The organism is Acaryochloris sp. 'Moss Beach' (assembly GCF_021497025.1).
Taxonomy (GTDB): Bacteria; Cyanobacteriota; Cyanobacteriia; order Thermosynechococcales; family Thermosynechococcaceae; genus Acaryochloris; species Acaryochloris marina_A.
This window is the reverse complement of the sequence record NZ_CP071720.1, coordinates 100573-121928: the sequence shown is the minus strand read 5'-3', so window position 1 is coordinate 121928 and position 21356 is coordinate 100573. Positions and strand designations below refer to the sequence as shown.

At 44.3% G+C, this 21356-nt stretch carries 30 protein-coding genes; 17 read left to right on the top strand and 13 right to left on the bottom strand.

The annotated features are described in order from the left end of the window. Window positions 1-140 precede the first annotated feature (140 nt). The 11 genes from HRE53_RS30425 to HRE53_RS30375 all read left to right on the top strand — a co-directional run bounded on the left by HRE53_RS30425 (window position 141) and on the right by HRE53_RS30375 (window position 7390). Complete coding sequence (locus HRE53_RS30425; protein ID WP_235112043.1) at window positions 141-1235, top strand: hypothetical protein; 1095 nt, start codon at window positions 141-143, stop codon at window positions 1233-1235. Further along, a complete protein-coding gene (locus HRE53_RS30420; protein WP_235112040.1) occupies window positions 1228-1647 on the top strand; it encodes a hypothetical protein in 420 nt (139 codons plus the stop codon). Before HRE53_RS30425 ends, HRE53_RS30420 begins: the two co-directional genes overlap by 8 nt. Continuing rightward, on the top strand, window positions 1640-2248 hold the full coding sequence (locus tag HRE53_RS30415; RefSeq protein WP_235112038.1) for a hypothetical protein: 609 nt from the start codon (window positions 1640-1642) through the stop codon (window positions 2246-2248). Before HRE53_RS30420 ends, HRE53_RS30415 begins: the two co-directional genes overlap by 8 nt. A gap of 89 nt (window positions 2249-2337) precedes the next feature. Further along, window positions 2338-2541, top strand: a complete 204-nt coding sequence (locus HRE53_RS30410) for a hypothetical protein (RefSeq protein WP_235112036.1) — start codon at window positions 2338-2340, stop codon at window positions 2539-2541. Window positions 2542-3147: 606 nt separating this feature from the next. Beyond that, complete coding sequence (locus tag HRE53_RS30405) at window positions 3148-3504, top strand: hypothetical protein (protein WP_235112034.1); 357 nt, start codon at window positions 3148-3150, stop codon at window positions 3502-3504. A gap of 370 nt (window positions 3505-3874) precedes the next feature. Beyond that, window positions 3875-4387 (top strand): YlqD family protein, encoded by a 513-nt coding sequence (locus tag HRE53_RS30400; RefSeq protein WP_235112032.1) that lies wholly within the window; start codon window positions 3875-3877, stop codon window positions 4385-4387. A gap of 118 nt (window positions 4388-4505) precedes the next feature. Continuing rightward, on the top strand, window positions 4506-4982 hold the full coding sequence (locus tag HRE53_RS30395; protein ID WP_235112031.1) for a hypothetical protein: 477 nt from the start codon (window positions 4506-4508) through the stop codon (window positions 4980-4982). 529 nt (window positions 4983-5511) lie between these two features. Further along, window positions 5512-6153 carry a pentapeptide repeat-containing protein gene (locus HRE53_RS30390; protein WP_235112030.1) on the top strand — a complete coding sequence of 214 codons (642 nt, stop codon included), beginning with the start codon at window positions 5512-5514 and terminating at the stop codon, window positions 6151-6153. 56 nt (window positions 6154-6209) lie between these two features. Next, window positions 6210-6845 (top strand): hypothetical protein, encoded by a 636-nt coding sequence (locus HRE53_RS30385; protein ID WP_235112027.1) that lies wholly within the window; start codon window positions 6210-6212, stop codon window positions 6843-6845. Beyond that, the gene (locus HRE53_RS30380; protein WP_235112026.1) at window positions 6835-7035 is read left to right on the top strand and encodes a hypothetical protein; all 201 of its coding nucleotides are present in this window, start codon (window positions 6835-6837) and stop codon (window positions 7033-7035) included. The genes HRE53_RS30385 and HRE53_RS30380 overlap by 11 nt, the downstream gene beginning before the upstream one ends. Further along, entirely contained in the window at window positions 6998-7390 is a 393-nt protein-coding gene (locus tag HRE53_RS30375; protein ID WP_235112024.1) for a hypothetical protein, read from the top strand. Before HRE53_RS30380 ends, HRE53_RS30375 begins: the two co-directional genes overlap by 38 nt. A gap of 623 nt (window positions 7391-8013) precedes the next feature. On the opposite strand, the gene HRE53_RS30370 is transcribed toward HRE53_RS30375, so the two are convergent. After that, window positions 8014-8838: an RNA polymerase sigma factor RpoD/SigA gene (locus tag HRE53_RS30370; RefSeq protein ID WP_235112221.1), complete on the bottom strand. Its 825-nt coding sequence runs from the start codon at window positions 8836-8838 to the stop codon at window positions 8014-8016. A 223-nt stretch (window positions 8839-9061) separates the two neighbouring features. Between HRE53_RS30370 and HRE53_RS30365 the strand changes: the two genes are divergently transcribed. Further along, the gene (locus HRE53_RS30365; protein WP_235112022.1) at window positions 9062-9277 is read left to right on the top strand and encodes a DUF2949 domain-containing protein; all 216 of its coding nucleotides are present in this window, start codon (window positions 9062-9064) and stop codon (window positions 9275-9277) included. Window positions 9278-9365: 88 nt separating this feature from the next. Here HRE53_RS30365 and HRE53_RS30360 read toward each other — a convergent pair whose 3' ends face one another. Together HRE53_RS30360 and HRE53_RS30355 are read right to left on the bottom strand one after the other, a co-directional pair. Continuing rightward, window positions 9366-9641 carry an HU family DNA-binding protein gene (locus tag HRE53_RS30360; protein WP_235112021.1) on the bottom strand — a complete coding sequence of 92 codons (276 nt, stop codon included), beginning with the start codon at window positions 9639-9641 and terminating at the stop codon, window positions 9366-9368. 192 nt (window positions 9642-9833) lie between these two features. After that, window positions 9834-10223, bottom strand: coding sequence for an AbrB family transcriptional regulator (locus HRE53_RS30355; RefSeq protein ID WP_235112220.1), 390 nt, complete (start codon window positions 10221-10223; stop codon window positions 9834-9836). Between the two features lie 142 nt (window positions 10224-10365). Between HRE53_RS30355 and HRE53_RS30350 the strand changes: the two genes are divergently transcribed. Next, window positions 10366-10635: a hypothetical protein gene (locus tag HRE53_RS30350; RefSeq protein ID WP_235112019.1), complete on the top strand. Its 270-nt coding sequence runs from the start codon at window positions 10366-10368 to the stop codon at window positions 10633-10635. Window positions 10636-11008: 373 nt separating this feature from the next. On the opposite strand, the gene HRE53_RS30345 is transcribed toward HRE53_RS30350, so the two are convergent. The 3 genes from HRE53_RS30345 to HRE53_RS30335 form a co-directional block, all read right to left on the bottom strand. Further along, on the bottom strand, window positions 11009-11380 hold the full coding sequence (locus HRE53_RS30345) for a PadR family transcriptional regulator (RefSeq protein WP_235112017.1): 372 nt from the start codon (window positions 11378-11380) through the stop codon (window positions 11009-11011). A gap of 159 nt (window positions 11381-11539) precedes the next feature. Then, window positions 11540-11893, bottom strand: a complete 354-nt coding sequence (locus HRE53_RS30340; protein ID WP_235112015.1) for a hypothetical protein — start codon at window positions 11891-11893, stop codon at window positions 11540-11542. A 1283-nt stretch (window positions 11894-13176) separates the two neighbouring features. Next, window positions 13177-13500, bottom strand: coding sequence for an STAS domain-containing protein (locus HRE53_RS30335; RefSeq protein ID WP_235112013.1), 324 nt, complete (start codon window positions 13498-13500; stop codon window positions 13177-13179). Between the two features lie 1516 nt (window positions 13501-15016). Between HRE53_RS30335 and HRE53_RS30330 the strand changes: the two genes are divergently transcribed. Together HRE53_RS30330 and HRE53_RS30325 are read left to right on the top strand one after the other, a co-directional pair. After that, window positions 15017-15454 carry a DUF4347 domain-containing protein gene (locus HRE53_RS30330; protein WP_235112012.1) on the top strand — a complete coding sequence of 146 codons (438 nt, stop codon included), beginning with the start codon at window positions 15017-15019 and terminating at the stop codon, window positions 15452-15454. Between the two features lie 45 nt (window positions 15455-15499). Next, a complete protein-coding gene (locus HRE53_RS30325; RefSeq protein ID WP_235112010.1) occupies window positions 15500-15718 on the top strand; it encodes a DUF2949 domain-containing protein in 219 nt (72 codons plus the stop codon). A gap of 91 nt (window positions 15719-15809) precedes the next feature. On the opposite strand, the gene HRE53_RS30320 is transcribed toward HRE53_RS30325, so the two are convergent. Together HRE53_RS30320 and HRE53_RS30315 are read right to left on the bottom strand one after the other, a co-directional pair. Continuing rightward, on the bottom strand, window positions 15810-16070 hold the full coding sequence (locus tag HRE53_RS30320) for an HU family DNA-binding protein (protein ID WP_235112008.1): 261 nt from the start codon (window positions 16068-16070) through the stop codon (window positions 15810-15812). A 196-nt stretch (window positions 16071-16266) separates the two neighbouring features. Next, a complete protein-coding gene (locus HRE53_RS30315) occupies window positions 16267-16749 on the bottom strand; it encodes a hypothetical protein (protein ID WP_235112006.1) in 483 nt (160 codons plus the stop codon). A gap of 289 nt (window positions 16750-17038) precedes the next feature. Here HRE53_RS30315 and HRE53_RS30310 point away from each other — a divergent pair, with 289 nt between their 5' ends. Continuing rightward, entirely contained in the window at window positions 17039-17461 is a 423-nt protein-coding gene (locus tag HRE53_RS30310; protein WP_235112004.1) for a helix-turn-helix domain-containing protein, read from the top strand. A 337-nt stretch (window positions 17462-17798) separates the two neighbouring features. On the opposite strand, the gene HRE53_RS30305 is transcribed toward HRE53_RS30310, so the two are convergent. Then, the gene (locus HRE53_RS30305; protein WP_235112002.1) at window positions 17799-18116 is read right to left on the bottom strand and encodes a transposase; all 318 of its coding nucleotides are present in this window, start codon (window positions 18114-18116) and stop codon (window positions 17799-17801) included. A gap of 109 nt (window positions 18117-18225) precedes the next feature. Further along, the gene (locus HRE53_RS30300) at window positions 18226-18861 is read right to left on the bottom strand and encodes a transposase (protein ID WP_235112000.1); all 636 of its coding nucleotides are present in this window, start codon (window positions 18859-18861) and stop codon (window positions 18226-18228) included. Between the two features lie 74 nt (window positions 18862-18935). Here HRE53_RS30300 and HRE53_RS30295 point away from each other — a divergent pair, with 74 nt between their 5' ends. Continuing rightward, window positions 18936-19691, top strand: coding sequence for an IS630 family transposase (locus tag HRE53_RS30295; RefSeq protein WP_235111995.1), 756 nt, complete (start codon window positions 18936-18938; stop codon window positions 19689-19691). 26 nt (window positions 19692-19717) lie between these two features. Here the strand turns inward: HRE53_RS30295 and HRE53_RS30290 are convergent, their stop codons facing one another. The 3 genes from HRE53_RS30290 to HRE53_RS30285 form a co-directional block, all read right to left on the bottom strand. Further along, complete coding sequence (locus tag HRE53_RS30290; protein WP_235111993.1) at window positions 19718-20023, bottom strand: DUF4259 domain-containing protein; 306 nt, start codon at window positions 20021-20023, stop codon at window positions 19718-19720. 308 nt (window positions 20024-20331) lie between these two features. Continuing rightward, entirely contained in the window at window positions 20332-20457 is a 126-nt protein-coding gene (locus tag HRE53_RS34720) for a hypothetical protein (protein ID WP_255801602.1), read from the bottom strand. Between the two features lie 365 nt (window positions 20458-20822). Continuing rightward, a complete protein-coding gene (locus HRE53_RS30285; RefSeq protein WP_235111991.1) occupies window positions 20823-21284 on the bottom strand; it encodes a hypothetical protein in 462 nt (153 codons plus the stop codon). Window positions 21285-21356 lie beyond the last annotated feature (72 nt).

Here is a 21356-nt window from a genome sequence, read left to right as displayed (position 1 = left end):
TCCCAATTAGACGGATTCAAGGTGACTGACAAAAATGAATCGAAAACGAATCAAGGATGAGCAAAACCATCCGAACACTGATGGGTTTGCTCACATTCCGATAGGCCACAAGGACATTTATGTTATCGAGGTGAATCGTCATGAAGAGAAATAGAGCGAAGTTTTGTTTTGACCTGGGTGCCTCTGGGACAAAAGGATGGGTTCAAGTGATTGGACCTGGCAAGGCCGGGATTGAGGAAACCATCTTCCAGGTGTCCAGGGCTAGAAGGGTAACGGATGCTTACTACGAGAACCTTCATTTGGAAAACAATAAGCAAGGGTCGCACTTGTCTTTTGGTAACCATTGCTGGGTGGTGGGTTCTTATGCTGAGGACTCGGTATTGAAGACCAAGCCCAATCAGATCAAGAACCATCATGCGATTGCCAAGATTCTGAGTGTGGTGGGGTATTACGTCCGGCAGTATGGGTCGGGGTTGGAGGTTGAGATAGACTTGCTGCTGCCGTCTGATGAGAAGGCGTACTTTAGAGCTGCTGAAGAATTAATCTTCAAGCATCTGCGGCAATTCAACTATGGAATAGAGAGTTTAGCTTGCACTCCGATTCGGGTCGATGTCCACCCAGAGGGAGCGGGGATTGCCAGTTATGCGTCGGTATTCCCCTGTTCAATTCTGATGTTCGGCCATCGGGATATCACGAGCATTAGCCTCAAGTCACCCGGTACGGACATCACTAGCAATGCGTTTACTTGGGGAGGGTGGGGAACGATGCGTCTGTTGCAGAACTTCCCTCATGCCTTTAGTAATGAGCTGACGGGGGCAGAGCTTCTTTTTTCAGAAGCGCGAGCATGGGGCAAGGGTGGTTTGACTCAGCACCTCATGAAGATGATGAGTGAGAAGGAGTGCAAGGCCAAGATCCGGGCATTGGAGGAAGCCAGGGATCTGATCTGGGGAGAGTTAGCAGACCAGCTCTCAATAGACACCGACTTTATGAACTCGCGCAAGATCTACATTGCCGGGGGTGGTGCGGTGTTCTGGTTTAATTATTTGCCCCAGCTATGTCCGGGTAAGGCCGACATCTTGGATAGCGTCCGCAAGGAAGTTAGAGCAACAGCGGGCAAGGGACTCACTAAGGATTTGCAACTGCGCCTAATTGACTCCTATTTAGTGTGGCGGCAATCGGCCAAGCCCGTTTTGAAGTTACAGAATCCACCCACAAGGGAGGCCACCCATGTCTAAGAAAAAAACGTTTCGATTCATCGTCAATACCGAGTGGTCGATGCAGACCGACCGCGCTCAAGTGTTCTCTAGGGTCTATGACCATTACGGCAAGAGAGACTTCCAGGACAGGTGCTTTAGTACGTTATATGCAGCATTTAAGCCGTTGAGCATGGCTTTGGATGGTGGCTTTCAAGCTGAGGTGCAGCGGGAAATCAGGGCTACCAGGGACAAGCTTGAGATTCTTTTGGAGTTAGCGAATGAGCTTGCTGTTCCTTCGCCTGAAGTGAATGCTGAGCCTGCTGCCATCCCTCAGCAACTCTTAGTAGATTCATCAGGAGAAGCAGAGCAACGACTCGAAGAAAATTCAACAGTATATTCCCAGCAAGAGAATGACTCACTTTCGTTAATGGAGATTTTTAACAGTGACTAATCTAATCAAAGAACTCAATATTGATAACAAGAAGCTCCCCCATCTGCTAGCAGCTTGTGGGATGTCGGAAGACCTCCATGATTTGGACGCTCTCAAAGCGGTGATGACCATGCGCGAGTCTGGGGAGGTGAGCAGTAACCGCCAGGGCTACTGCTTGTACTTGGCCCAGCAACATGGAGTGAATGCTGAGGAAATCCACAAGGCGATTGAGCCGACGAAGATCAAGACCTCGGACAAAGACTACCTACCGCTTTACATCAATGTCTGCATCAGAGTGGCCGGGGGGGAGACTGCGGTCCAGGCTGTCGAGTCAGAGCTTTCTCAATCCCAGCCTATGGAGCAGGGGATAGATGCTATCCCCCTAGAGATCCGAGAGCTGTTAGATGAGAAAATGACTGCTACCGTCAAGGCAACGGTCTTAAGCTCGTTTCAGAAGCTTGAAGGACTTCAGGGGCAAGTGGAGAGCTATGTCGATCTTAAGATCAAGTCTTCGATGGACCACATTATGGAAGACCCTGATGTTAAAGCTGCTGCTGCACGATTGATTGAGGGTACAACGCCGGAAAAGTCGCACACCTTAGAAGCAAGCTTGGTGGAATAAATGGCACGGTAGTCCAAGATATGGTGTTTCACTACATCACAGCGCTGGCTCTACAAATGGAGTCAGCGCAAAAGGTTCGTGAACATAAATTGGTAAACGACCGCCAAGAACATGCACTTCTCAACGAGAAGCAGCTAAGAAACCAGGATTACCACGACCGGGTCTGGGGCCAGTGGCAACGGATCATCACCGTGTTTGTCCTGGGGGCAACGTTGCTGGGTGGTCCTGTGGGGTATTGGTTTGGGCAGCAGTCGGGCAACGATGTTCAGGGGGTGGCTGAGAGGCTGTTCTAAATTGATTTTGATCTTTTGGACAATCTGCCTATACCTCTAACAGGAAATTTATTGATATGGGAGTCACTCAAAATGAACCCTTTGTTTTTAGTTATCTGGTTTATGGCTGGTATAGGATTAGTTTCCCTGAATATCCATTTAATTCGAGTTGGAGAAATGAATTGGGAAGGTGATATTAACGTCAGCCGTGAAAAACACCCGTTATTCCTGATCTGTGTTGGATGGCTCGTCATGACCAGTATAGGTTTTTTGCTGTCTCACCCGATAACTCGTTTGTTTGTCCTAGGGGTGGTTATTGTGTATTTATGGTGGCATCAGTCCCACTAAGACTTTCTAGAGGTCCCCGTTAATTGAGTTGTAATAGCCCTTGGTCACTATATTTGTTGACCAAGGGCTATTTTGCATTTCAGCTAATCCCTCACCAGTTCATATTGCGATGCTCTTCGACCGGACTTCAGCCATCGCAAGTTCAATCCAAAGTGATACGATCTGCGATCGCAACTCCAATACCATCCCCGAATCTTGATCGAGGTGAACCTCACTAGTTACAGTCTGTGCTTACAATTGTCCCTGATGTACCCCAGAAGATTCTAAGGAGTAATGACCGTGGCGACGTTGAGGCAAGAAATCACTGAAATCATCACTCAGAATTCTCCAGAAAGAGCAGCTCTGGAAATTCTCGCCATGCTTGAAGATAGAGGGCTTTCTCTTATTAGCGATGGTTGGCTAGATGATGATATGGATTTCATTGCTCAGATTGAGCAGCTTGTGAAGGATAGGGCATATTCCAGATTTGGGGATATGCCAGTCGGCACATTCTTTATTGAGGGTGGCTTTAGGCGCAAGGTTAGTGATACGGAAGCCCGGACAGTTGATTTCCACAATCCAGAAATGTTTACTGACGATGGCCCCACTCCAATTGACCCAGATTTAAGGGTATTCCTGGCTCGTGGATTGAACTGATTCCCGCTGGTGTGAGTTTTGATAGTCTCCGATCAGCTTTCATTTACGTCCTACCGCTACTAGAAACGCTATTAACCCCAGTAGAGATAGTAACAGTACATAACTAAAAGGATTGACGTGCCCAAATTCAATGTTTGTAGAAGAGAGAAGAACAAAAAAATTCTTTGAACCTAAAACAAGACAATTTGACATGATTAATTTCCTTGAGGGGGTTGAAATTTTAGGATGCTAGAGTAACATTTTATCCATTCCTTCTTAATCCCCACAACCTTTACTCTGCAATATCTTCACCCTCGCATCGACCCTCAAAAAATTTAAACAGTATATTCCCATCAAGAGTTCCAACTTTTGAAATTAAGGAGCAAGGAATATGCTTACCCAAGACCGCCCCACCCAGCCCAAACCAGAATTGTGGGTTCAGTCTCCATCCTCTAATCAACTTCTTCTCAAACGCCTCATCCTCATTAAGGCTATCGTCACCCCTCTCTGGAAAGACGAAGCACGGCAACAGCTCCAATCGCAAGCTGACCAACTGGATGAACAACTAGGCCAACTGGATGCCCAAGTTCAACAAATGGTTGGGGAGCTGAGCCAGCATACTGTCCAAATCCATCCAGAGGGCAGCTCCATAGCTCAGACCCAAGCCCAGATCCAAAGTATCCAGACCCAGGCCAATGAGCGTAAGGGTGAACTGCTGGAGCAGAAGACTCAGGTCTTGCAACAACTAGAGCAGATCGAAACCTTGAAGTTGGGCCAGGAAGTTGACCAAGGCCAGGTCGATAACTTCTTTTATGCCAAGCAAGGCGACCATCTGATTCGCAAGATGCAGGTTGAGGTTGTGATCCGCGATGGCGTGATTGAAGAGATCCGGGGGGAGCTGTAATTCCTGCCTGCCTATTTCAAGGGAGGGTGGCATATTATTCTGCCCCTTCCCAACTCACCAATTGGGGTGGTGGCATATTACTTTGTCACCCACTCCACCAAAACTCAGGAGAAGACATATGTTAACTGAATTGGGGACAAGGACCGTCCCCAGGCAACCCAGGATTTTAGAAGAGTTGGGTTCCACGCTCAAGTTTGTTCTAGGTGGGATATCCGTGAGCTGTGTCGTATTTGGCCTGTTAACGGTTTCGCCCTATCTGATTGATAGCAAATGCTCTCGGTTTTGGTATGTGCCTGTAACCCTTGCAGAGTGCTTGCCAGAGTCTGAGGTCAAATCCACGACCTGGGAGGCAAGTATCCCCACACCAGTGGGAGATTTCTATTTGGCAAAAGGAGAACCCATTGCCCAGGTATTTCCTCAGCTTTTTTCCTTGTGGCTTTTGTCTTTTCCTACGGTGGTAGCCACTCATGCTCTGGGACGTTTCGCTTTTGTGAAGCTGGCATTGACTGCCGCTCAATCGCATAAATCACAGGGGAACAAGCAAGAGGCAGTCGAGTTGGTGCAGGGTGATACGGATATGCAATGGCCAGAGTGAATTACTTGGTATTGGGGTTTGCGATGGTCAAAGACCGACCCTAACTCATCGCAAACCCAATACCTCTCCCAGACTTCACACCTAACCACAATAAAAACGACCCCCCAGCTCTTCCAGTCCAAGAGGTCGCTAGATCGAATCATTCCAATTATATCGAGGTCACCCCAATGGAACGAACCGCCTTCTTCGGCTTCTTCGAGCAAGCCTGGATCGACCACCAGACCGACTACGGACATCACCTAGACCCATGATCAGGACTGCCATCAGACCAGATCTTATACCAAGCTGTGCCTGAAGGTGTAACTCTCAAACTCGTGAAACCCAATACTGAGTTGGCTTAGCAAATAATTAGAATTACACTCTTAGGTGCTAATTGGTATTAGACCGGGTTTCGTCCTGGTTGGCTGAGTTCAATCCGCTGCTTCCACCTGAATCGCAGGTAGCTGAGAGTATCCGGGTGGGTATTGTCCAGCGATTTTATGGGTGAAGTCAAAGTGTTTCATTTTTCAACTAGTTTGAGGACATAATCATGTCAAAAATTACTACTGAACCAACAGCACCTCCAACAGCCTGTCTATCCATTATTCTTACGTTGTCCGAAGCATCGCAGTATCTGGGTGTTGGGATAGAAGTGATTCTGCAAGGGTTGGGCCAAGGCGGTCTGAGGGCGAGGCGAGAGGATGGCCAGTGGCGATTTGCCCGCTCGGATCTGAACAACTGGTTTTACCTCAAGTTTGAGCGAGATGGAGTTATCCCCATTCACCCAGAGCTATTCAATGATCTACCTCTGACTCAAGACTACGTGTTGCAAAAATATGAAGCAGGGGAGCGGTATTTCGCAGATCTGACGTTCTCAAAGCTGAGTTTTCCAAGGATGCGATTGGTTGATATTGATTTTTCTGGTTCATGGCTGGGGCCAGTCAACTTTGCAGGAGCGGATCTAACCGGGGCTGATTTTACGGGAGCCTTTTTACAAGGTGCGAATTTCCAGGATGCGAACCTCAACGATGTCAGTTTTGAGTCGGCGGATCTATCTGAGGCTAATCTGAGAAGCGCAAACCTCAAAGATGCATACCTGATCGGGGCTATGTTTGATGGTGCCAATTTGATGGGAGTCCAGGTAGAGAACACCGAGATATGGCGAGATGTTCGAGTGTCGAGAGCAAATTAGGTATAAATCGAAATTGAAATTAATATGAGAGCTGAAAAGTAGGGGGAACAGTTCTCATGGAATCAGCATTATTTACATGTCGAGATGGTAGTTTCCGAGTGGATGCAGCCGATTTACTAAACATAGTCTTAGATCAAAGTAACAAGTGGACGGCAGATGATATTCGGAGAGAATTCTACTTTACATGCCTTGCTTGTAGAGTAGAAATGATTCCATGTGCTATCGGTACAAACTATAAAAGGGTTCCATATTTTAGGAAGCCTAAAAAAACTCCTCATGAGTTGGGTTGTGACATCAGTGGGTATGAAAAGCTCCTGAACAGAAAGGTGAGAAAGAGAGTATCTACACCTGATGGTTTTCCAGTTCCCTATCCTAGTAAATTAGTTTTCGTAGAGGAAATGGACTCTAGCAGTGAAGTTGCTTATTCAAAACCTAGAAGTTATCGACCAGAACACAACTATACAGCTACATTGATTCGAACGTTAGTTAAACACTTTATAGCGTTTCCTGATCCAGTAGATAGAAATTTGCCTTTGACAGTACCAGTGATTGGACAATCCACTTATGGAGAAATATTTCAGAGAATTCAATATTTAAAAGGGTATAATTTTCAGGACTTAAGGATTTATTATGGACAACTGATGTGCGAGTATGTGCAAATTACAGATACAGAGATTTTTTTTGCCGATTAAAACAAATATGTATGCCAATAATCAACCTATAGATATTTTTCTTGAGATAGATATCTCATCTTTATCCAATGCTCATGTTGGGGTTATTGTGAACGATATACAAACCTGTGAGGAAGAGTATAAAAAGAAGAAATTGAAGGGCAAAGAAGATTTTGAGCCTTGGCTATTTTTTCTTTGGAAAAAGAGATAATAGTAATATATTCAGATTTAAATTAGTAGAAGATAACTATAGAATGCTTTGTTGTATCACAACAAATTTACTAGCTGAAGAAGCCCTTAGTAATGTTTCTACTCCGATGGCACTAGATGTTATAGCGCAGGTGGGTGCTATACAAACTATCCCAGGAGAATCTGAGTTTGATCAACTGCAATTAGATACAGTACTAGAAAATAGCCCAACTGAGGAGTCTGAAAGCTTCTCAGAAGTTATTCATGATAACGAACCGATTGACGATTTGGATAAACGACTGAAAGAGCACCGACGTAGTAGGGCGAAGACTTTCCGTAAGGTCTCAAGCTTGTTTAATAGAATCTTTGGTGAATAAGTTTATCTTTGTTAAGTTAACCATCTCACCAACCCATCCCTCCACCCACAAACCCCACACTCCCAGGTATCCCTCGGTGGTATAGTCTCCCGGATCGGCCTCTCACAGTTAGGGCATCGTCCCGAGAAAACCGGATGCCAGTCCAGCAGATTCAGCCTCTGCTCGTTCGTCAGATGATTTGAGGGTGGGGCGATGGGGGTGCCGTTGTAGAAGGCTTTTGTGGGAGTCATGACTTTATCTGTTTCTTTTGTGGTCGCAAGAATCCCAAACTTCGGCCATCACTCGCACGGCTGCTTCTAGGGGTAGACGCTCCAATGTCTTTCTATGATGAAAGTTTAGGCTGATTGCTAGCTGCATCTTCAAGGCGGCAATTTCTGGAGATATATCTGATGTCTGGCTAGTGAAATTCGTCATATAAACCAACTAATGCGTCTAGGGGAATTATTCCCTTCTTGAATGATTTTCATGTCTTGCCCCCGAATTTCCCCAAATTTGATTGATATGTTCTTAGTGGGGATTTCCTCAGAGTCCCTTTTCTCTATGATGTGGAACTTCTTAACTTTATACCCCCTGGCTGTGCTGTGCTATTGGGGGTTTTTTGCTGCCCTTGTTCTTGGCGAGGACTAGGCAGTTTTGGCCTTTGTAGCTTGGTCACTATTTTTCTGTAATTTCTTCATGGCTTTGTTGATGATTTGTCGAATCCGTTCCCGGCTGACGCCAAGCTGTTGACCAATCTCATTCATTGTCTTGGGTTCGCCATCTTCTAATCCATACCGTTGGCTGACAATAAACTGCTCGCGTTCATCTAGATGCACCATTAATCGAGAGAGTTCATCATTCATCTGTAGTGACTCTATGTAGGGTGCTGGACCATTTTTTTCTTGGATTAAGTCAATGAGTGAATCTTTTTGTTGTTCCCCCACGAGCTTATCGAGAGACGCTACTTTTTGGAACAGTTGTAGCGTTTGCCTTATCACCTCTGGCTTGAGGTCCATCGTCTTTGATAATTCAGCAAGTGTAGGTTCACGTCCGAGCTGTTGGGTTAGTTTCTGGTGGTGTTTTCTAATCTTGTTGGCAACATTCCAGTGATGGTCAGGTAAGTAGATGGGGCGAGATTTAAGTTTGATCGCGCGGGTAACCCCTTGCAAAATCCACCAATAAGCATAGGTACTGAAGCGACAGCCCTGAGCCAGGTCAAATTTTTCTACTGCTCTACTCAATCCAATGCTGCCTTCCTGGATCAAGTCCATCAGGGGTAAACCTCGATTCTGATGTTTTTTGGCAATAGAGACAACCAAGCGTAGGTTGCACTCGATCATCCTTTGCTTAGCTCGGAGGCTTCCCGCTTTAGCTTGTCTGGCAAGCTCAATTTCTTCTTCATGGGATAAGAGGGGATAACGGCCCATTTTCTGGAGGTATAAATGAAGACTGTCATTGTTTGTAGCCATCATTGAACCTTGCAAACATCATGGGTAGAGGAATACACCGAAATACTATCAATGGGGCCAGAATTTTTTATTTCTTAAGAAAATCGAAGAATGATTGACAAGTTTCTCAGAGTTCGGGAGTATTGCTGAAAATAGTTCAGTAGTCTAACTCAGGCTATTCTGCTACTCATTTCAGACCATAGAAACATCCAATAGCTCAATTCTCAACTGTTTCCTTTGATCGATGAGTTCTCCATCCCAACAACAGTTTATTCAGTACCTGCAAACTGAGCTAGAGATTTCAGAAGAAGCGATTGACCTAGCCTTGCGTCGTCAAGAGCCATCTCGGGGTCCGTTGCATATGGTCCTATGGCAGCATGGATTGATCGACCTTGACCAACTTTGGAAAGCTTTTGAGTGGCAAGTGAATGAGAAAGTAGCTATTGCGAATAGACTATAGCCCCAATAAAAAAGCTGATGGGTCAAAGGATTACCCGCCAGCCTGGTTGATAGGATTAGAGTGATTGATTAGACATAATTTTAGTTTATCAGCCGTTGACCTTCTCCTTGAAGACCTTGCCCGCACTAAAAGCAGGCACCCTCGTTGCTGGGATTTTGAGCTTTTTCCCTGTCTGTGGATTGCGCCCGTCTCTGGCCTTGCGGTCCCTGGCCTCAAAGCTGCCGAAGCCCACCAGAATGACCTTTTCGTCAGAGCTGACAGTCTCGATGATGATGTCTGTTAGTGCCGTGAGGATGGTATCGGCCTGCTTCTTGGTCAGCCCAGTATTTTCAGCAATCTCGTCTACTAACTCGCCTTTGTTCATGGTCTTGCCTCAAAGTGCTTATGAGCATTGTATAGCAGGGATTGTAGGATTTATTTGGGAACCTGGCAATATCAATGGGCCATAGACGTATGTTGGAAATAACTCCCTCTGTTTTTGCCATGTAGTGTAGTTACAAAGTCTTTTACGACTCCCCCGTACAAGACAATATAGGGGCGTCTTTTGTATCAACGATTAATCCTCTTCAGTCTTGAGTTTCAAATGAATATGCTTACGCCCCAGAGCGATTTCAAATTCATCTCCTGGTTGCAGTTCCATTCTTTTGGTGTAGGCACTTCCGACCAATAGATTGCCGTTGGATTGTACGCTGATGCGAAAGGTGGGGTTACGTCCTCCATGCTTCTTTTTTCTGTCACCTTGTGCATCCAGGTCCATTCCTTCTGCGTCCAAGACTGCATTGAGGAAGGCCATCACATTGATGCGTTCAGTGCCACTTTTAGCAATTTTGTAGTACCCACAGACTTTGGCTTTTTCTTCACGAGTCAAGTCGTTTAGGGTTTTAACTTTAGTCAATAGAGCTTGACCTGTTAAAGGCTGGCTTTGTTTTTTAGTTTTCTTTGGCATCATTAAACCTCATATCTACTGTCCCCCAATTGGATAAGCAAAATAATTGCTATTGAGTGTAGGACGAAATCTAGTGATTGAGTCAATTTCGTAGATATATTGTTCACACTAAGCTTGAGGCATTGTGAAGGTGAGAACGGGCATGGAAAAGCAAAGAGATTCAGGTGAAGTGGTTGGATTAGATGAGATATCTCGCCTAAGAATGCAACTTGCGATCAGCCTCAAATTCCACCATTATGAAGCTCTTCAGAAGCTCCCACTAGAAACTGCAGTTAGGGCTATGGCAGAAGCATGGAAAGCTTGCTATCCAGAAAGTTTACCGCCTTATTGCAGTAGTACTTCTACGGCTATTATTCCTAATGATCAAGTTGCCAAGTCTATCCGAGAAAGCAAATACTTCTCAGGTGATTAGAAATAAACTATCGCTACTCTGAGTAAGGTAGAGTGCCCTGTGGCGGGACCTCACGACACCTTAGATAATGCCTTGGTTTTGACCGTAGACCATGAGCTTTGCCCTTGGGCAGTATCCTGCTCCTGCTTGTAGAAGTCAAATTCCAGTGGTGAACCAAGAATTTTCCCTTCAACTGAAAGTCTGTACCATCTATTAGAAATACGATGCTGAACCAATGAGGCATTGGACATCCCGCATCTGGAAGTCTCTGCTGGCTTATCGGTTAGGGGTATGCCTCTAATGAGATCATGGGTGCTGGGCATCTTGGATATCTCCCCAGTTCTACATCTGGGTATATGCTAACAATCCTGTTTAAGAATATCTCAGAGAAGTTCTACCTGGGTTTGGCTATGGCTGGCTTGTCATCTGCCCCTAAATACTGATGCCATAATTGAGCCAAACGTTTGGCTTCATCTAGCTTTTCTGGTCGGATTGAAAGCATTCGCCTTGGTCTACCTCTGCCAGGTGTCTTGTTCCAATAGGACTGAATCATTCCTTCATCCATCAGAAATTTGAGAGCAGCGTATAGGACGGTATCTGACATCTGATAAGGCGGATGTTCAGTATTGAGGTGACGCATTAAGGCTGAACCGTAGGAGTCGCCATTGTCAGCCAGAATGGACAGAATGTAGCAGACCGCTACTTCCTTCCCCAAGTAATTAGGGGGAGGACTTTGAAAATAATGATAGATATCCTGAAAATTCATTTTAATCCCCCTTGAGTGTAAAGACTTAAAAGATTCAGTAATGTAAGCCGTAAATGATCTGGAATATCAGTAGACCAAAATTTCAAGCTAAGGGCATCCATCTGTGAAACGATTGACACCCGGCTCTCCCTTAGACAGAATTCGAGAGTAAAGCTACAGTTACTCTCCCCAATAAGTCAGTTTCTCCGACTGCATCGTCTCCATGTTGCCGATAAGTTGAGCCTCTCCAGTGCAGTCTGGATGGGGTATCCAAAGCTCATACGTGGAGTTTTTTGTCATCACATAAACCCGACCGTCTTTGGCGAGATAGTCTTGAACGGGCGAAGTTGTTATCCCTTTGCCGTTTGGGTACTTAGGGTGATTGTAGATTTGCCCATGTATTACAACCTTGCTACCGACATCAATACAAAGCCAAGACTCGATGATGGCAGTGCAAGTTGAAGATTCCTTAGGAGTCGCTAAGGTAGATTGATAGTTCTGTAAATAGCAGTCAATAATTTCATCCACTTTCATGTAAAAGTCCCCCCGTGTAATACCTAAATGATAGACAATATCAATAAATTTATAGACAAAACGATATTCACATTATATATTCGCACCAAATTTAATCGATGCCTACTCATTAGAAAGACTGAAAGCACTGTAAATAGGAGATTTCAAGTTGTGTTGCAAGCAGGTTCATATGGAAACTTCTCGCTAAGCAGCATTATTCTATTGAGAGCAGTTATTTATAAAAGTAGGCACATGATTCTGGTTGTTGCACGAGTAGATTGAGTGAGTTTTTCTCAGCGATCTCGTGTGCACTCGAAAGTGTCCAGTTGGTCTAGTCCGCTTGCCTTTCAGGTCGATTTTCAAAGTATGGCAGGCACTAGTATGAGAACAGGTTTTCAGTCGGGGTTAGTCGGTATAACTTTTGTATAAAAATTACTTTTGAGTCAACCAGAATGTGGCATTAGCCCTTGTACTCATTACCCTAACTCTCAGCTATTGCTTTCAGAGAGAACATCATTACAACTACTTGGCGTTCGCGTAATAAATTAGCGAAACAAATCATCGCCTAAATTCACCTGAAATCCTTTCTAGTAAGTGAATACAGCAATAGCCCTGTTTGTCTAAGGCTATTTCTTCCCTCCAAATATTGCATCAAATTGTTCGATTTATGAGTCCAATCGGACAAGAGATACTTTTTTGGCAGGAGAGATCTAGAGACTGTAACGGTTACTCAGAAAAGATTACAAGCTTTTTGAATGACAAAATCTTTTGAATTGTTATAACGCGAACGTCAAGAACTAAGGCAAAGTACTAAGATCCACAACCATAGTGAATTTGTCTCTGATTGGAAACTGCTGAATTACAGTGAAGTTCAGGAAAAGTACTTATTTAATTGCGTACCGTTTGAGAATGTCATTATTATCACCAGATATAGTTAAGTGACGGCTCAACATCGTTGTTCACAACCAGAGTCTCTACTAAATCTTTGCTAGCAACTTTGCTAACGCATGTGGGATAATCACAAGTCCTCTCCCACACCTTCACCTATGAACTTCCTTGTCCTGGGCTGCCTTGGGAGTGAACTTTGGAGTGTCTAGAGTCTTTACTGTGGCTGGTTGGGGTGGGGGCGATTGTCTTTTAGGTATTTTTATTTGCAGTCTTATCCTGATACCAAATCGGTAATCTTCACCAAAAAGTCAAACCAACTCATCCAACTACCCACACTCCCAGTGAACCTGTGGTGGCTTTGTCTCCCTGATGGCCACTCAAAGCGAGGATGGCGGCCTGATCTTATTCTGAAAAGGCTAGCTGGCGGGAAGTTCATTTTTTTGCATGAATTCTCGACGATCTACAAAAATATCGAAAACATGGTCCATTTTGGTCAAAGCAAAGAGGGTTCTAACCTGCTCGTTCAGTGAACATAAAGAGAGGGTGCCGCCTTTCTCTTGCACTAGTTTAAGGGTTGCCACTAATGCACCTATTGCGGAACTATTCATAAAGGTGACATCTCGCAAGTCTACAAGAATCGTTTTCACACCATCAGCCATTGCATTGCTGATTTCATGGCGTAACTGGTTGGCACTACTATCGTCCATGAATTCAGTGGGTTGGATAACTTTATAGTTCATTTTTTAGAACTCCTAATTCAGTTCTTTTTTTGATGAGTCAGGTGAGAGCGAAGGCACTAGATGAAAAAGCAGCTAATAAACCAAAAAGTACTTATTGCGCATAAAGAGTTCTTGATTCTGAAAGCGAGAGAGTACTTTTAGCACAACTGAAAGACAAATGAACCAATAAGAGCGCTATCAAGCTCAAGAAATTCCCCAGATTCGATGTATCTGTTTGGAACGGGGCTTCCTCAGAGCCTCCCTGATCTATGACCTAAAACTTCTTAACTGAATGCCCCTTGGAGATGCTGTGTTGTAGAGGTGCTTGCTATCTTGTGCCCTGGTAAGGGGCATGGGCAATAAAAACTGACAGTGTGTTATGGGTGTCTGCCAGTTGCTGTTATGGGTAATGTGTCCAGCGAAACCGCAACACACTACCCAGTCTAACAATCCTTCTATTGCCTTGGATGACTTTCTCAAGCCCCTCTCCCGTCTGTCCCGATACTCGGTTTTGTTGTTTGCAATCTCGGATTGGATGCCTGCTATTGATGCTCAAGCTATCCTCATATTCTATTGCTAGTTTTTGGATTAGGACTGAACGGAATATCCTGGCCCTCCTATGATGCTCTACCTTAGGGGGGCTTTTCACCCTAAGCAATGACAGACTTTTTCAAAGTGTTGATCATGAGATTTTGGAGAGGATGATAATCAGACAAGAACTTTGGAAGACAACTATTAAGGGCTGACAGTGCTATATAGGGGGGATGATGCTACGTTTCATTCGCTATGTTTTTGTAAGCAACAAATTCAGGCTAGCTTTTATCGGCCTAGCGTTCACTGCTGCAACGCTAACCATCACTATAACGAGGCAGATAGGATTGGCGACAGAAAGCAACAAAGATGCCCTTTTGGAAGCTGGTGAATTGTTTGGAATGCTAGGGCTAATCACACTATCCAGTTGTCTTGTTGGCCTAATTCTTAGTGGGAATCTGAAGGGTTAAGCTAGCTGTGGTATCGAGCGACCCAGAAATGGCGAGGGGGCATCGCCACAAAAAACTGGCAGATCCTTCAGGGTTCTAGCCAGCTAGATGTAGTAAATAGAGTTAAAGCGTTAAGCTTATTCTTACTGTATCAGCCTTTAGTTTTCTTCTCTCTTCAGTTTTGATTACGCTACCTGATAGTCAATTGCCTCATGGAAAAGTTATACAAGATATTCACTTTTGAAAACATGTTCTCAAACCTCTTTGACTCACACTGAAGAAGTTAGGTTAATGAATCGACTATCTTTGCCACAAGCAGCCTTACCCTTACAAGATTTATTAGACTAATTCTCATTAACTACTTTGTGTGTTTACCCCCTGATAGCTTCAGGGGTTTTTTGTTGCTGAATCTACTCAAAACTGAGAAAAACTGAGACAAAAGTGAGTCAATTTTCCAGAATAAGCCCAGTAGGCTAAATACAGTGAGATTTAATCTTGATTCTGCGTGACTCCTGTATTTAAGAGAAAACTAGGCCACAGTAGAGCAGGTACCCCCTATGACCGCCAAAGTAAGCACCGATCCAACGCCTCAAGTCAATTCTTCCCAAAGAGTCCCCTGCCTGGTTGTGGTTGATGCCGCTATTGAGAATTACCAGTATTTGCTAGCCAGTCCCTTCCTGGGTAAGGAGATTCATATTCTCGATATTCAAACCGACGGGATTGCCCAACTGAAAACGCTCTTGAGTCAGTTTCAGGGTTTGTCTTGTATCCATCTGATTTGCAAAGGTGGACCCGGTCGGATTGAATTGGGCACAACCCATTTAAGTGAAAATAACCTTTGGGAGTATGCGGATGAGATTCGACAATGGCGGGAGTATTTATCAGAGAGCGCTGAAATATTGATCTCTGGCTGTGAACTGGCAGCCAGTCGGGTTGTTCAAGCGTTCGTATCTTGGCTATGTCTATTAACAGGTGCTGCAGTCCGAGTTGTGTAGTGTGCTGAATATGAGCGTCGAAGAAGTCGCAGGAGTGAGCTTGCCATGAGTCCTCAATCTCAACAGCAGTTTATTCAGTATCTCCAGACTGATTTAGGTGTTTCGGACAAAGCCATAGACCTGGCTTTGCGATGTCAAGAACCTTCACGGGGTCAACTTCATATGGTTCTATGGCAGTATGGTTTGCTCGACCTTGAGCAGCTCGGTGAAGCATTTGAGTGGCAAGTCAATAAAACGGTATGCAGTTCGGCAAGCGATGCATAAAAAAACTGGCATACGTTTAGATAAATGCGCCAATTTAGTTGTAGGAATGGAGTGAAATCTTGATTTTGTCTTCAGTTTATCAGCCGCTGACCTATTCTTTGAAGACCTTGATGGCACTAAAAACGGGTGCTTTGGCAGCCGAGATTTTGATCTTCTTCCCTATCCGTAGATTTCTGCTCTTAGCCTTGTGTTCCCGAGCTTCAAAGCTGTCAAAACCCACGGGGGTGACCTTTTCGCTGGGGCTGATGACATCAATGATGGTGTCAGCTTGGGCCGTGAGGATGGTTTCAGTTTGCTTCTTGGTTGTCGTGGTTTTGGGGGAGATGGCTTCGAGCAATTCGTCTTTGTTCATAATAAATGGGCTGAAATGTTGCAGGCACTATAGCTCTGAGCATCTTTAAGGATTGTAATTGAGCTTGAAAAGCACAGCGGGTATGGGCACTCTAACAGCAACAACGAGATTCTCTGGAACAGCACTTGAGAACCTCCTCACTTGTACAGCTCCCCAGCATGAATTTTGGGGAGCTTTCATTTTCATCAATCAGACATCACCATAAAACTGAAGGTCCAGGATTCTCAAGCTTTATAGCGGGTGCCTTCCAGATCAACTTAAATCGCTCCAATCCTTTTGGGCTGATATCGATCTGCTCATCGGTCAATATCAATTCACCATTGGCAAAGGTTGAGCCTGCTGCACTGAGGATGCCAATGAACTCATCGCGATCTGCAATAACAGGGACATATCGGCTTAAATTGCCATAAGAATAAATCTGAGCAATTTGATGCATCGTGTCAGGATAGTGATCAAATAACACTCGAATGTAGAGAGAGAGTAAAGGCATAGGATCATCGCTCTCAAAAATGGCATTGCAGATACAAGCAGACGTGGTCAACATCCAGGTGGCAATCTTCTTGGGATCGGCTTCCCGTTCTCGTGCCATCTCCAAAAGGAGATCCATCATATTGTTCCTAAAGGGAACATTCAGACGAGTTTCTAAGTTTTTCCAGACGGCTAAAGTATTAGGATCCATTTGAGGTAGAGGCTTTCACTTGCTATATCCTTGGATACCCAAATTAGCCTAATTTTGTTCAAAAACCATTACTCAGTATGGCAACCTAGACAGCAATTCCTCCATCGCTCCCTGCCATTCTTCCAAACCACCCGAATCTTCCCAAAGTCCCTTGAGTTCTGACTCAGCTATAGATCTTCAGAAAAGCATCCGTGGTTTTAGCGACACTACATCTTCATTAAATATAGTAACTAGCTCCTGATACTCTTAGCTCTGGCAAGGATTTCAAGATTATCAGAGGTCATCCAGTATGCTCGCACAATTCAAACTGCGCTTTACCCAATCAACACGCAAAAAGATTGAAGCTAAACTGCGGCAGGCATACGGGAGTCAGAATTTACGTCTGGTCAAACGTATTAGTGCTTTATTGCAGCTTGGTCAAGGTGGTTCAGTGGCACAGGTAGCTGAAACATTGGCACTAGGCGAACAAACGCTCAGGGATTATCTGCATGCATTTCTAAAACGAGGTATCGCTAGCTTTAGATACAAAGCGTCTCAAGGACGTCGCAGCAAACTCACTCCACGGCAACGACAACAGCTCAAGTCATGGATTAAAGCAGGTCCGCTCAAAGCTGGATACGAGTGTGGTTGTTGGAGTGCAGTCATGTGGATTGTCAACCGGAATGTAAAAATATGCCTTTCAATTTCAGCAAGAACTAAACCCAACCTCTAAATAATGACAAAGATGGGTAAATTTAGTTGGAATACCTATTCTGTTCAATCTAGATATTTAGCCTTGTAATCTACCACCTCCAATACTCTAATTTGGAAGAAAATATATTGAAAGGACTTCCTCGACTTGCAGTCATTCGTAAGTCATAGTCGTAACTACGCTACATATTCCTGGTTCGTTATAGAAAGGTCTGTGCCCTATACATTAGTAAGTGGTCAGTATACTGCTCACAGCACTCCAACCTGGGTCACAGTAGTAGGAAATTGTCGATACTGTCTTTCCGTAAGTTGTTTCTTCCTGTTGAATTTTACCTTTGTGATAGGGCTATTTAAGATATTTACAAGGGGGTATCTGGATATCCTAATTGGTATTCCTCACCCTTTTGAAAAGCGGCCCGAATTCGTCCAATTAGTTTTCGAGCAACAGCAACAATAGCCTTCTTCTTTCCTGTTCTCGGAAAAAGCCTATTAAAAAACTGAGCTAAAGCTTGGTCTTTTTCAATGGCTCTCCAGGCAATCTGAATTAGGATACTTCGGACTTGAACATTGCCCTGATGAGTAATATGTCCCCTATGGATCGTTTCACCACTGGAATGTTCACTGGGGGTCAGACCTGTGTAGGAAAATAATTGGCGCTCATTCTTAAACTGAGACATATTCCCCAGCTCATTCGATAACACCCGAGCAGACTGTGGCCCAACTCCTGGAGCAGAGCGGTAGGTCTTTTCGTTAGGATCTTCTTTGGCTTGCTGTTTGAGTTCTTGCTCAATTTTCTTGATTTCTTCTTCTAAATTTTTTCCAGACGCTCCAATAGGCAGTAATCACAATTGCCAATTCTTTTGATGGAGAATTAGCTAGAGTTTCTGTGACAAGTTTATGAGTCATCTCACGAGTTTCATCAGCATCAATTAAACCAAATTGATGAAACTTCATCCTGATTTTATTCTTAACGCTTGTGCAATCTCCAACAAGCTGTTTCCTTGTCCGACTCAATAACCGATGTGCTTCTTCTTCCTCGCTAGGAATGCGAATCCCCTTTAAGCGCTTTGCTTCCAAAAGCGTTGCCAGCTTGAGAGCATCACGTTTATCTGTTTTGACGCGATTGTTTACAGCAACTTCAATTCCCGCAGCATTCACTACGATATTCTGGATGCCATGTGCTTCGAGTTCTCGATGCAATACAAAACCTGAAAACCCAGCTTCATAAGCACTATAGATCGTAGCACCATCAAAATATTTGAGGAGTTGTTGGGCTAATGATTGTGGTGAGGCTTTCGTTGTCCATTTCTTGACGACCTCCTCCTCGAACCTAGCAACAACTGTATAAGTCTTCTTGTGTACATCAATCCCAATGAAGACTTCTTTCCCAACATATGATCTTGCTTTGGTATTTTTCTTCATGACGGAACTCCTTGATGTCAAATCATAGAAGTAAATGTATTCCTAGCATTTAGGCTTGCACCTTACTGAGTGCAATGCAATCCATCATAGAAACATTAATGGTTCAAGACCTGATTGCGAAACGCTTCAATGTTTCCTATCATCCCCATTATGTGAGTACTCTACTGAGGAACTTAGGCTTTTCATTTCAAAGAGCACGGTTTGTTGCAGCTCATCTCAATGAAGCCAAGCGACAAGAATGGATGACACACAAATGGCCTGAGATTTTGCGTTTATCAGCAGCCAAAGATGCCCTAATTTTATTTGGGGATGAGGCCAGTTTTGCGCAGTGGGGGTCGTTAAGCTACACCTGGAGTCTTCGTGGAGAGCAGCCAACATTGCCCACCAGTGGTAAACGGAAGGCTTACAAGGTGTTTGGATTAATTGATTATCATTCTGGTCAGTTCTTCTATCAAGGTCAGACGGGACGCTTCAATTCTGAAGGGTATACTGCTTTTCTAACTCAAGTACTCCAGCAGACTCACAAGCATATTATTCTCATTCAGGACGGGGCTAGATATCACACCAGTAAAGCAACTAAGCAGTTCTTTGACCAGCAATCCGCTCGCCTTACTCCTTTCCAATTACCCACATATTCTCCTGACTTCAACCCAATTGAATTCTTGTGGAAGAAACTCAAAAAACGCAGCACACACCTACGGTTCTTCAAGCAATTTGATGACTTAGTTCAGCAGGTCGATGAGGGGCTACTGTACTTTAGTCAGACTCCCAATGAAATTACTGTCTTAATGGGCAAATATTGCAAAACCTTGGGTACACAAGCTGCCTAGCTAATCACGGATCTTTATCTGTAGATCTATAGAATCACCTCAACCGCCTGTCGAGCCTGAGCAATCCTCGTTGCTGAGGGGGTTGGATGACCCTCTGCCCATACCTCAATCTCCTCTGGGCAGTCTTCATGGGGATGACCCAATTGTGCAGCAACGACCTCGGCGGCGGCGATGGCGTTGCTGCAGTCCGGGGCTTCCAGGTATTCATCCGCCTGATCGATGACCGTATTCAGTGCATCAACAATCGGACTATCGTCAGCGTAGCCTTCTAAATCTGCCACCCAGTCCATAGCATCGTCGTTATCGAAACTCCCTACTCCTGATGCACCCATTGTCATACCCCCTGTTTGAGTCCAGGGATAATTTACCGTGAGAACAGAGGATAAGCCAAGGGATACGGAAGTACAAACTAGTTTTAGGTGCGAGGCCCCTCTCAAGCCCTCACCTGGAAACTTCCTGGACCTGGGCTGTCCTGGGGGGTAGGACTTTGGTGTGTCTGGGGTTTTGGTTATTGGTGGGGTGGGAGTGATCGGAGTCTTGGTCTTGGTATTGTTATTTGCGATCGCAATTCCGGTATCGCTATCCCCAAGCCCCCCAAGTCTATACTCCTGTTAGCCTTTTTGATTGATATCTCTAAGCCTCAATCTTGTTGTAAATCTTTCAGCAGATCATCAAGGACTACAATATCTAACTCATCAACTGATGGCAAGATATCATTTTCATCTATTTCATCTATGGGAAGATTTTGCGTCTCTAGCTGTGACATAATTTCTAATTTCTATATATCTATTTATTTCCCCATAGTAAATAGACTCTTGTGCATTCTGTATCCGAAAGTTCACGGAAATTCAGGTGATACAGGCTCCAATAGTAATCCCAAGACCCACTATTCATCACACCTTCACCACCCGAACAATCACCAGAAGAACTGCGGGTATGGTGAAATGCCAGAGGCAAACACTAGAGGTTCCTAAGCCACCGCTTTTTCCAGCATCTTCACGGGCAGCACCAGAGCCAACCCCTCTAGAATCGCCATCTGACCCGGCACCCTGATTTCATTCCAGACAGATCCTCCTTCCTTGGTTTGGAGTCAGTCAAAAAACACTTCATTCAGACTGGGCAAAAATCAACTTAAGTTGATATCCTTCGTTGTGATTTATACCAGTTGTGGGCTTTATTGACTTGCTCAGTCCAGAAGTTTAAAACAGTATCTTCCTTTTTGTCAGGCAATACATTTAGCAACTCCATCCAATCGAAAAAAATCTTACTTGGTTTATATTCAGTGCGATTGACTACAAGTGCGTTTGCCATAAAGCCATGTTCACAATAACTACGACATGAAATTTGCCCTAAAAAATCGCCAATAATATGTCTATCTAATCCTGTTAAGCCAGAGGTGTTCATGTAATATGTCCCTCCATCATCAACACTAGGCAAATGAAATTCTATACCGCTGACCAAATCAGAGTATGTTATTAGGCTCGACCTTTTACCGATTTTTGCGATTCGTTTTTCTAATTCTGCATAGGCAATAGGATCTTGTGGAGCATAGGTCCATTGCCATTCTGCTAGCTTTTTAGCAACTTCATCCAAATTTCGTCACCCTAAGATTTACCACTTTCTTATTCATTTCTTGCATTCTATCAAGCAGTACACTATCAAGCT

Coding starts and splice junctions, on each gene's coding strand:
- HRE53_RS30425 (WP_235112043.1), top strand. CDS start 141: ATGAAGAGAAATAGAGCGAAGTTTTGTTTTGACCTGGGTGCCTCTGGG.
- HRE53_RS30420 (WP_235112040.1), top strand. CDS start 1,228: ATGTCTAAGAAAAAAACGTTTCGATTCATCGTCAATACCGAGTGGTCG.
- HRE53_RS30400 (WP_235112032.1), top strand. CDS start 3,875: ATGCTTACCCAAGACCGCCCCACCCAGCCCAAACCAGAATTGTGGGTT.
- HRE53_RS30395 (WP_235112031.1), top strand. CDS start 4,506: ATGTTAACTGAATTGGGGACAAGGACCGTCCCCAGGCAACCCAGGATT.
- HRE53_RS30390 (WP_235112030.1), top strand. CDS start 5,512: ATGTCAAAAATTACTACTGAACCAACAGCACCTCCAACAGCCTGTCTA.
- HRE53_RS30385 (WP_235112027.1), top strand. CDS start 6,210: ATGGAATCAGCATTATTTACATGTCGAGATGGTAGTTTCCGAGTGGAT.
- HRE53_RS30370 (WP_235112221.1), bottom strand. CDS start 8,838: ATGGCTACAAACAATGACAGTCTTCATTTATACCTCCAGAAAATGGGC.
- HRE53_RS30365 (WP_235112022.1), top strand. CDS start 9,062: ATGAGTTCTCCATCCCAACAACAGTTTATTCAGTACCTGCAAACTGAG.
- HRE53_RS30360 (WP_235112021.1), bottom strand. CDS start 9,641: ATGAACAAAGGCGAGTTAGTAGACGAGATTGCTGAAAATACTGGGCTG.
- HRE53_RS30355 (WP_235112220.1), bottom strand. CDS start 10,223: ATGCCAAAGAAAACTAAAAAACAAAGCCAGCCTTTAACAGGTCAAGCT.
- HRE53_RS30350 (WP_235112019.1), top strand. CDS start 10,366: ATGGAAAAGCAAAGAGATTCAGGTGAAGTGGTTGGATTAGATGAGATA.
- HRE53_RS30345 (WP_235112017.1), bottom strand. CDS start 11,380: ATGAATTTTCAGGATATCTATCATTATTTTCAAAGTCCTCCCCCTAAT.
- HRE53_RS30340 (WP_235112015.1), bottom strand. CDS start 11,893: ATGAAAGTGGATGAAATTATTGACTGCTATTTACAGAACTATCAATCT.
- HRE53_RS30335 (WP_235112013.1), bottom strand. CDS start 13,500: ATGAACTATAAAGTTATCCAACCCACTGAATTCATGGACGATAGTAGT.
- HRE53_RS30330 (WP_235112012.1), top strand. CDS start 15,017: ATGACCGCCAAAGTAAGCACCGATCCAACGCCTCAAGTCAATTCTTCC.
- HRE53_RS30325 (WP_235112010.1), top strand. CDS start 15,500: ATGAGTCCTCAATCTCAACAGCAGTTTATTCAGTATCTCCAGACTGAT.
- HRE53_RS30320 (WP_235112008.1), bottom strand. CDS start 16,070: ATGAACAAAGACGAATTGCTCGAAGCCATCTCCCCCAAAACCACGACA.
- HRE53_RS30315 (WP_235112006.1), bottom strand. CDS start 16,749: ATGGATCCTAATACTTTAGCCGTCTGGAAAAACTTAGAAACTCGTCTG.
- HRE53_RS30310 (WP_235112004.1), top strand. CDS start 17,039: ATGCTCGCACAATTCAAACTGCGCTTTACCCAATCAACACGCAAAAAG.
- HRE53_RS30305 (WP_235112002.1), bottom strand. CDS start 18,116: ATGTCTCAGTTTAAGAATGAGCGCCAATTATTTTCCTACACAGGTCTG.
- HRE53_RS30300 (WP_235112000.1), bottom strand. CDS start 18,861: ATGAAGAAAAATACCAAAGCAAGATCATATGTTGGGAAAGAAGTCTTC.
- HRE53_RS30295 (WP_235111995.1), top strand. CDS start 18,936: ATGCAATCCATCATAGAAACATTAATGGTTCAAGACCTGATTGCGAAA.
- HRE53_RS30290 (WP_235111993.1), bottom strand. CDS start 20,023: ATGGGTGCATCAGGAGTAGGGAGTTTCGATAACGACGATGCTATGGAC.
- HRE53_RS34720 (WP_255801602.1), bottom strand. CDS start 20,457: ATGTCACAGCTAGAGACGCAAAATCTTCCCATAGATGAAATAGATGAA.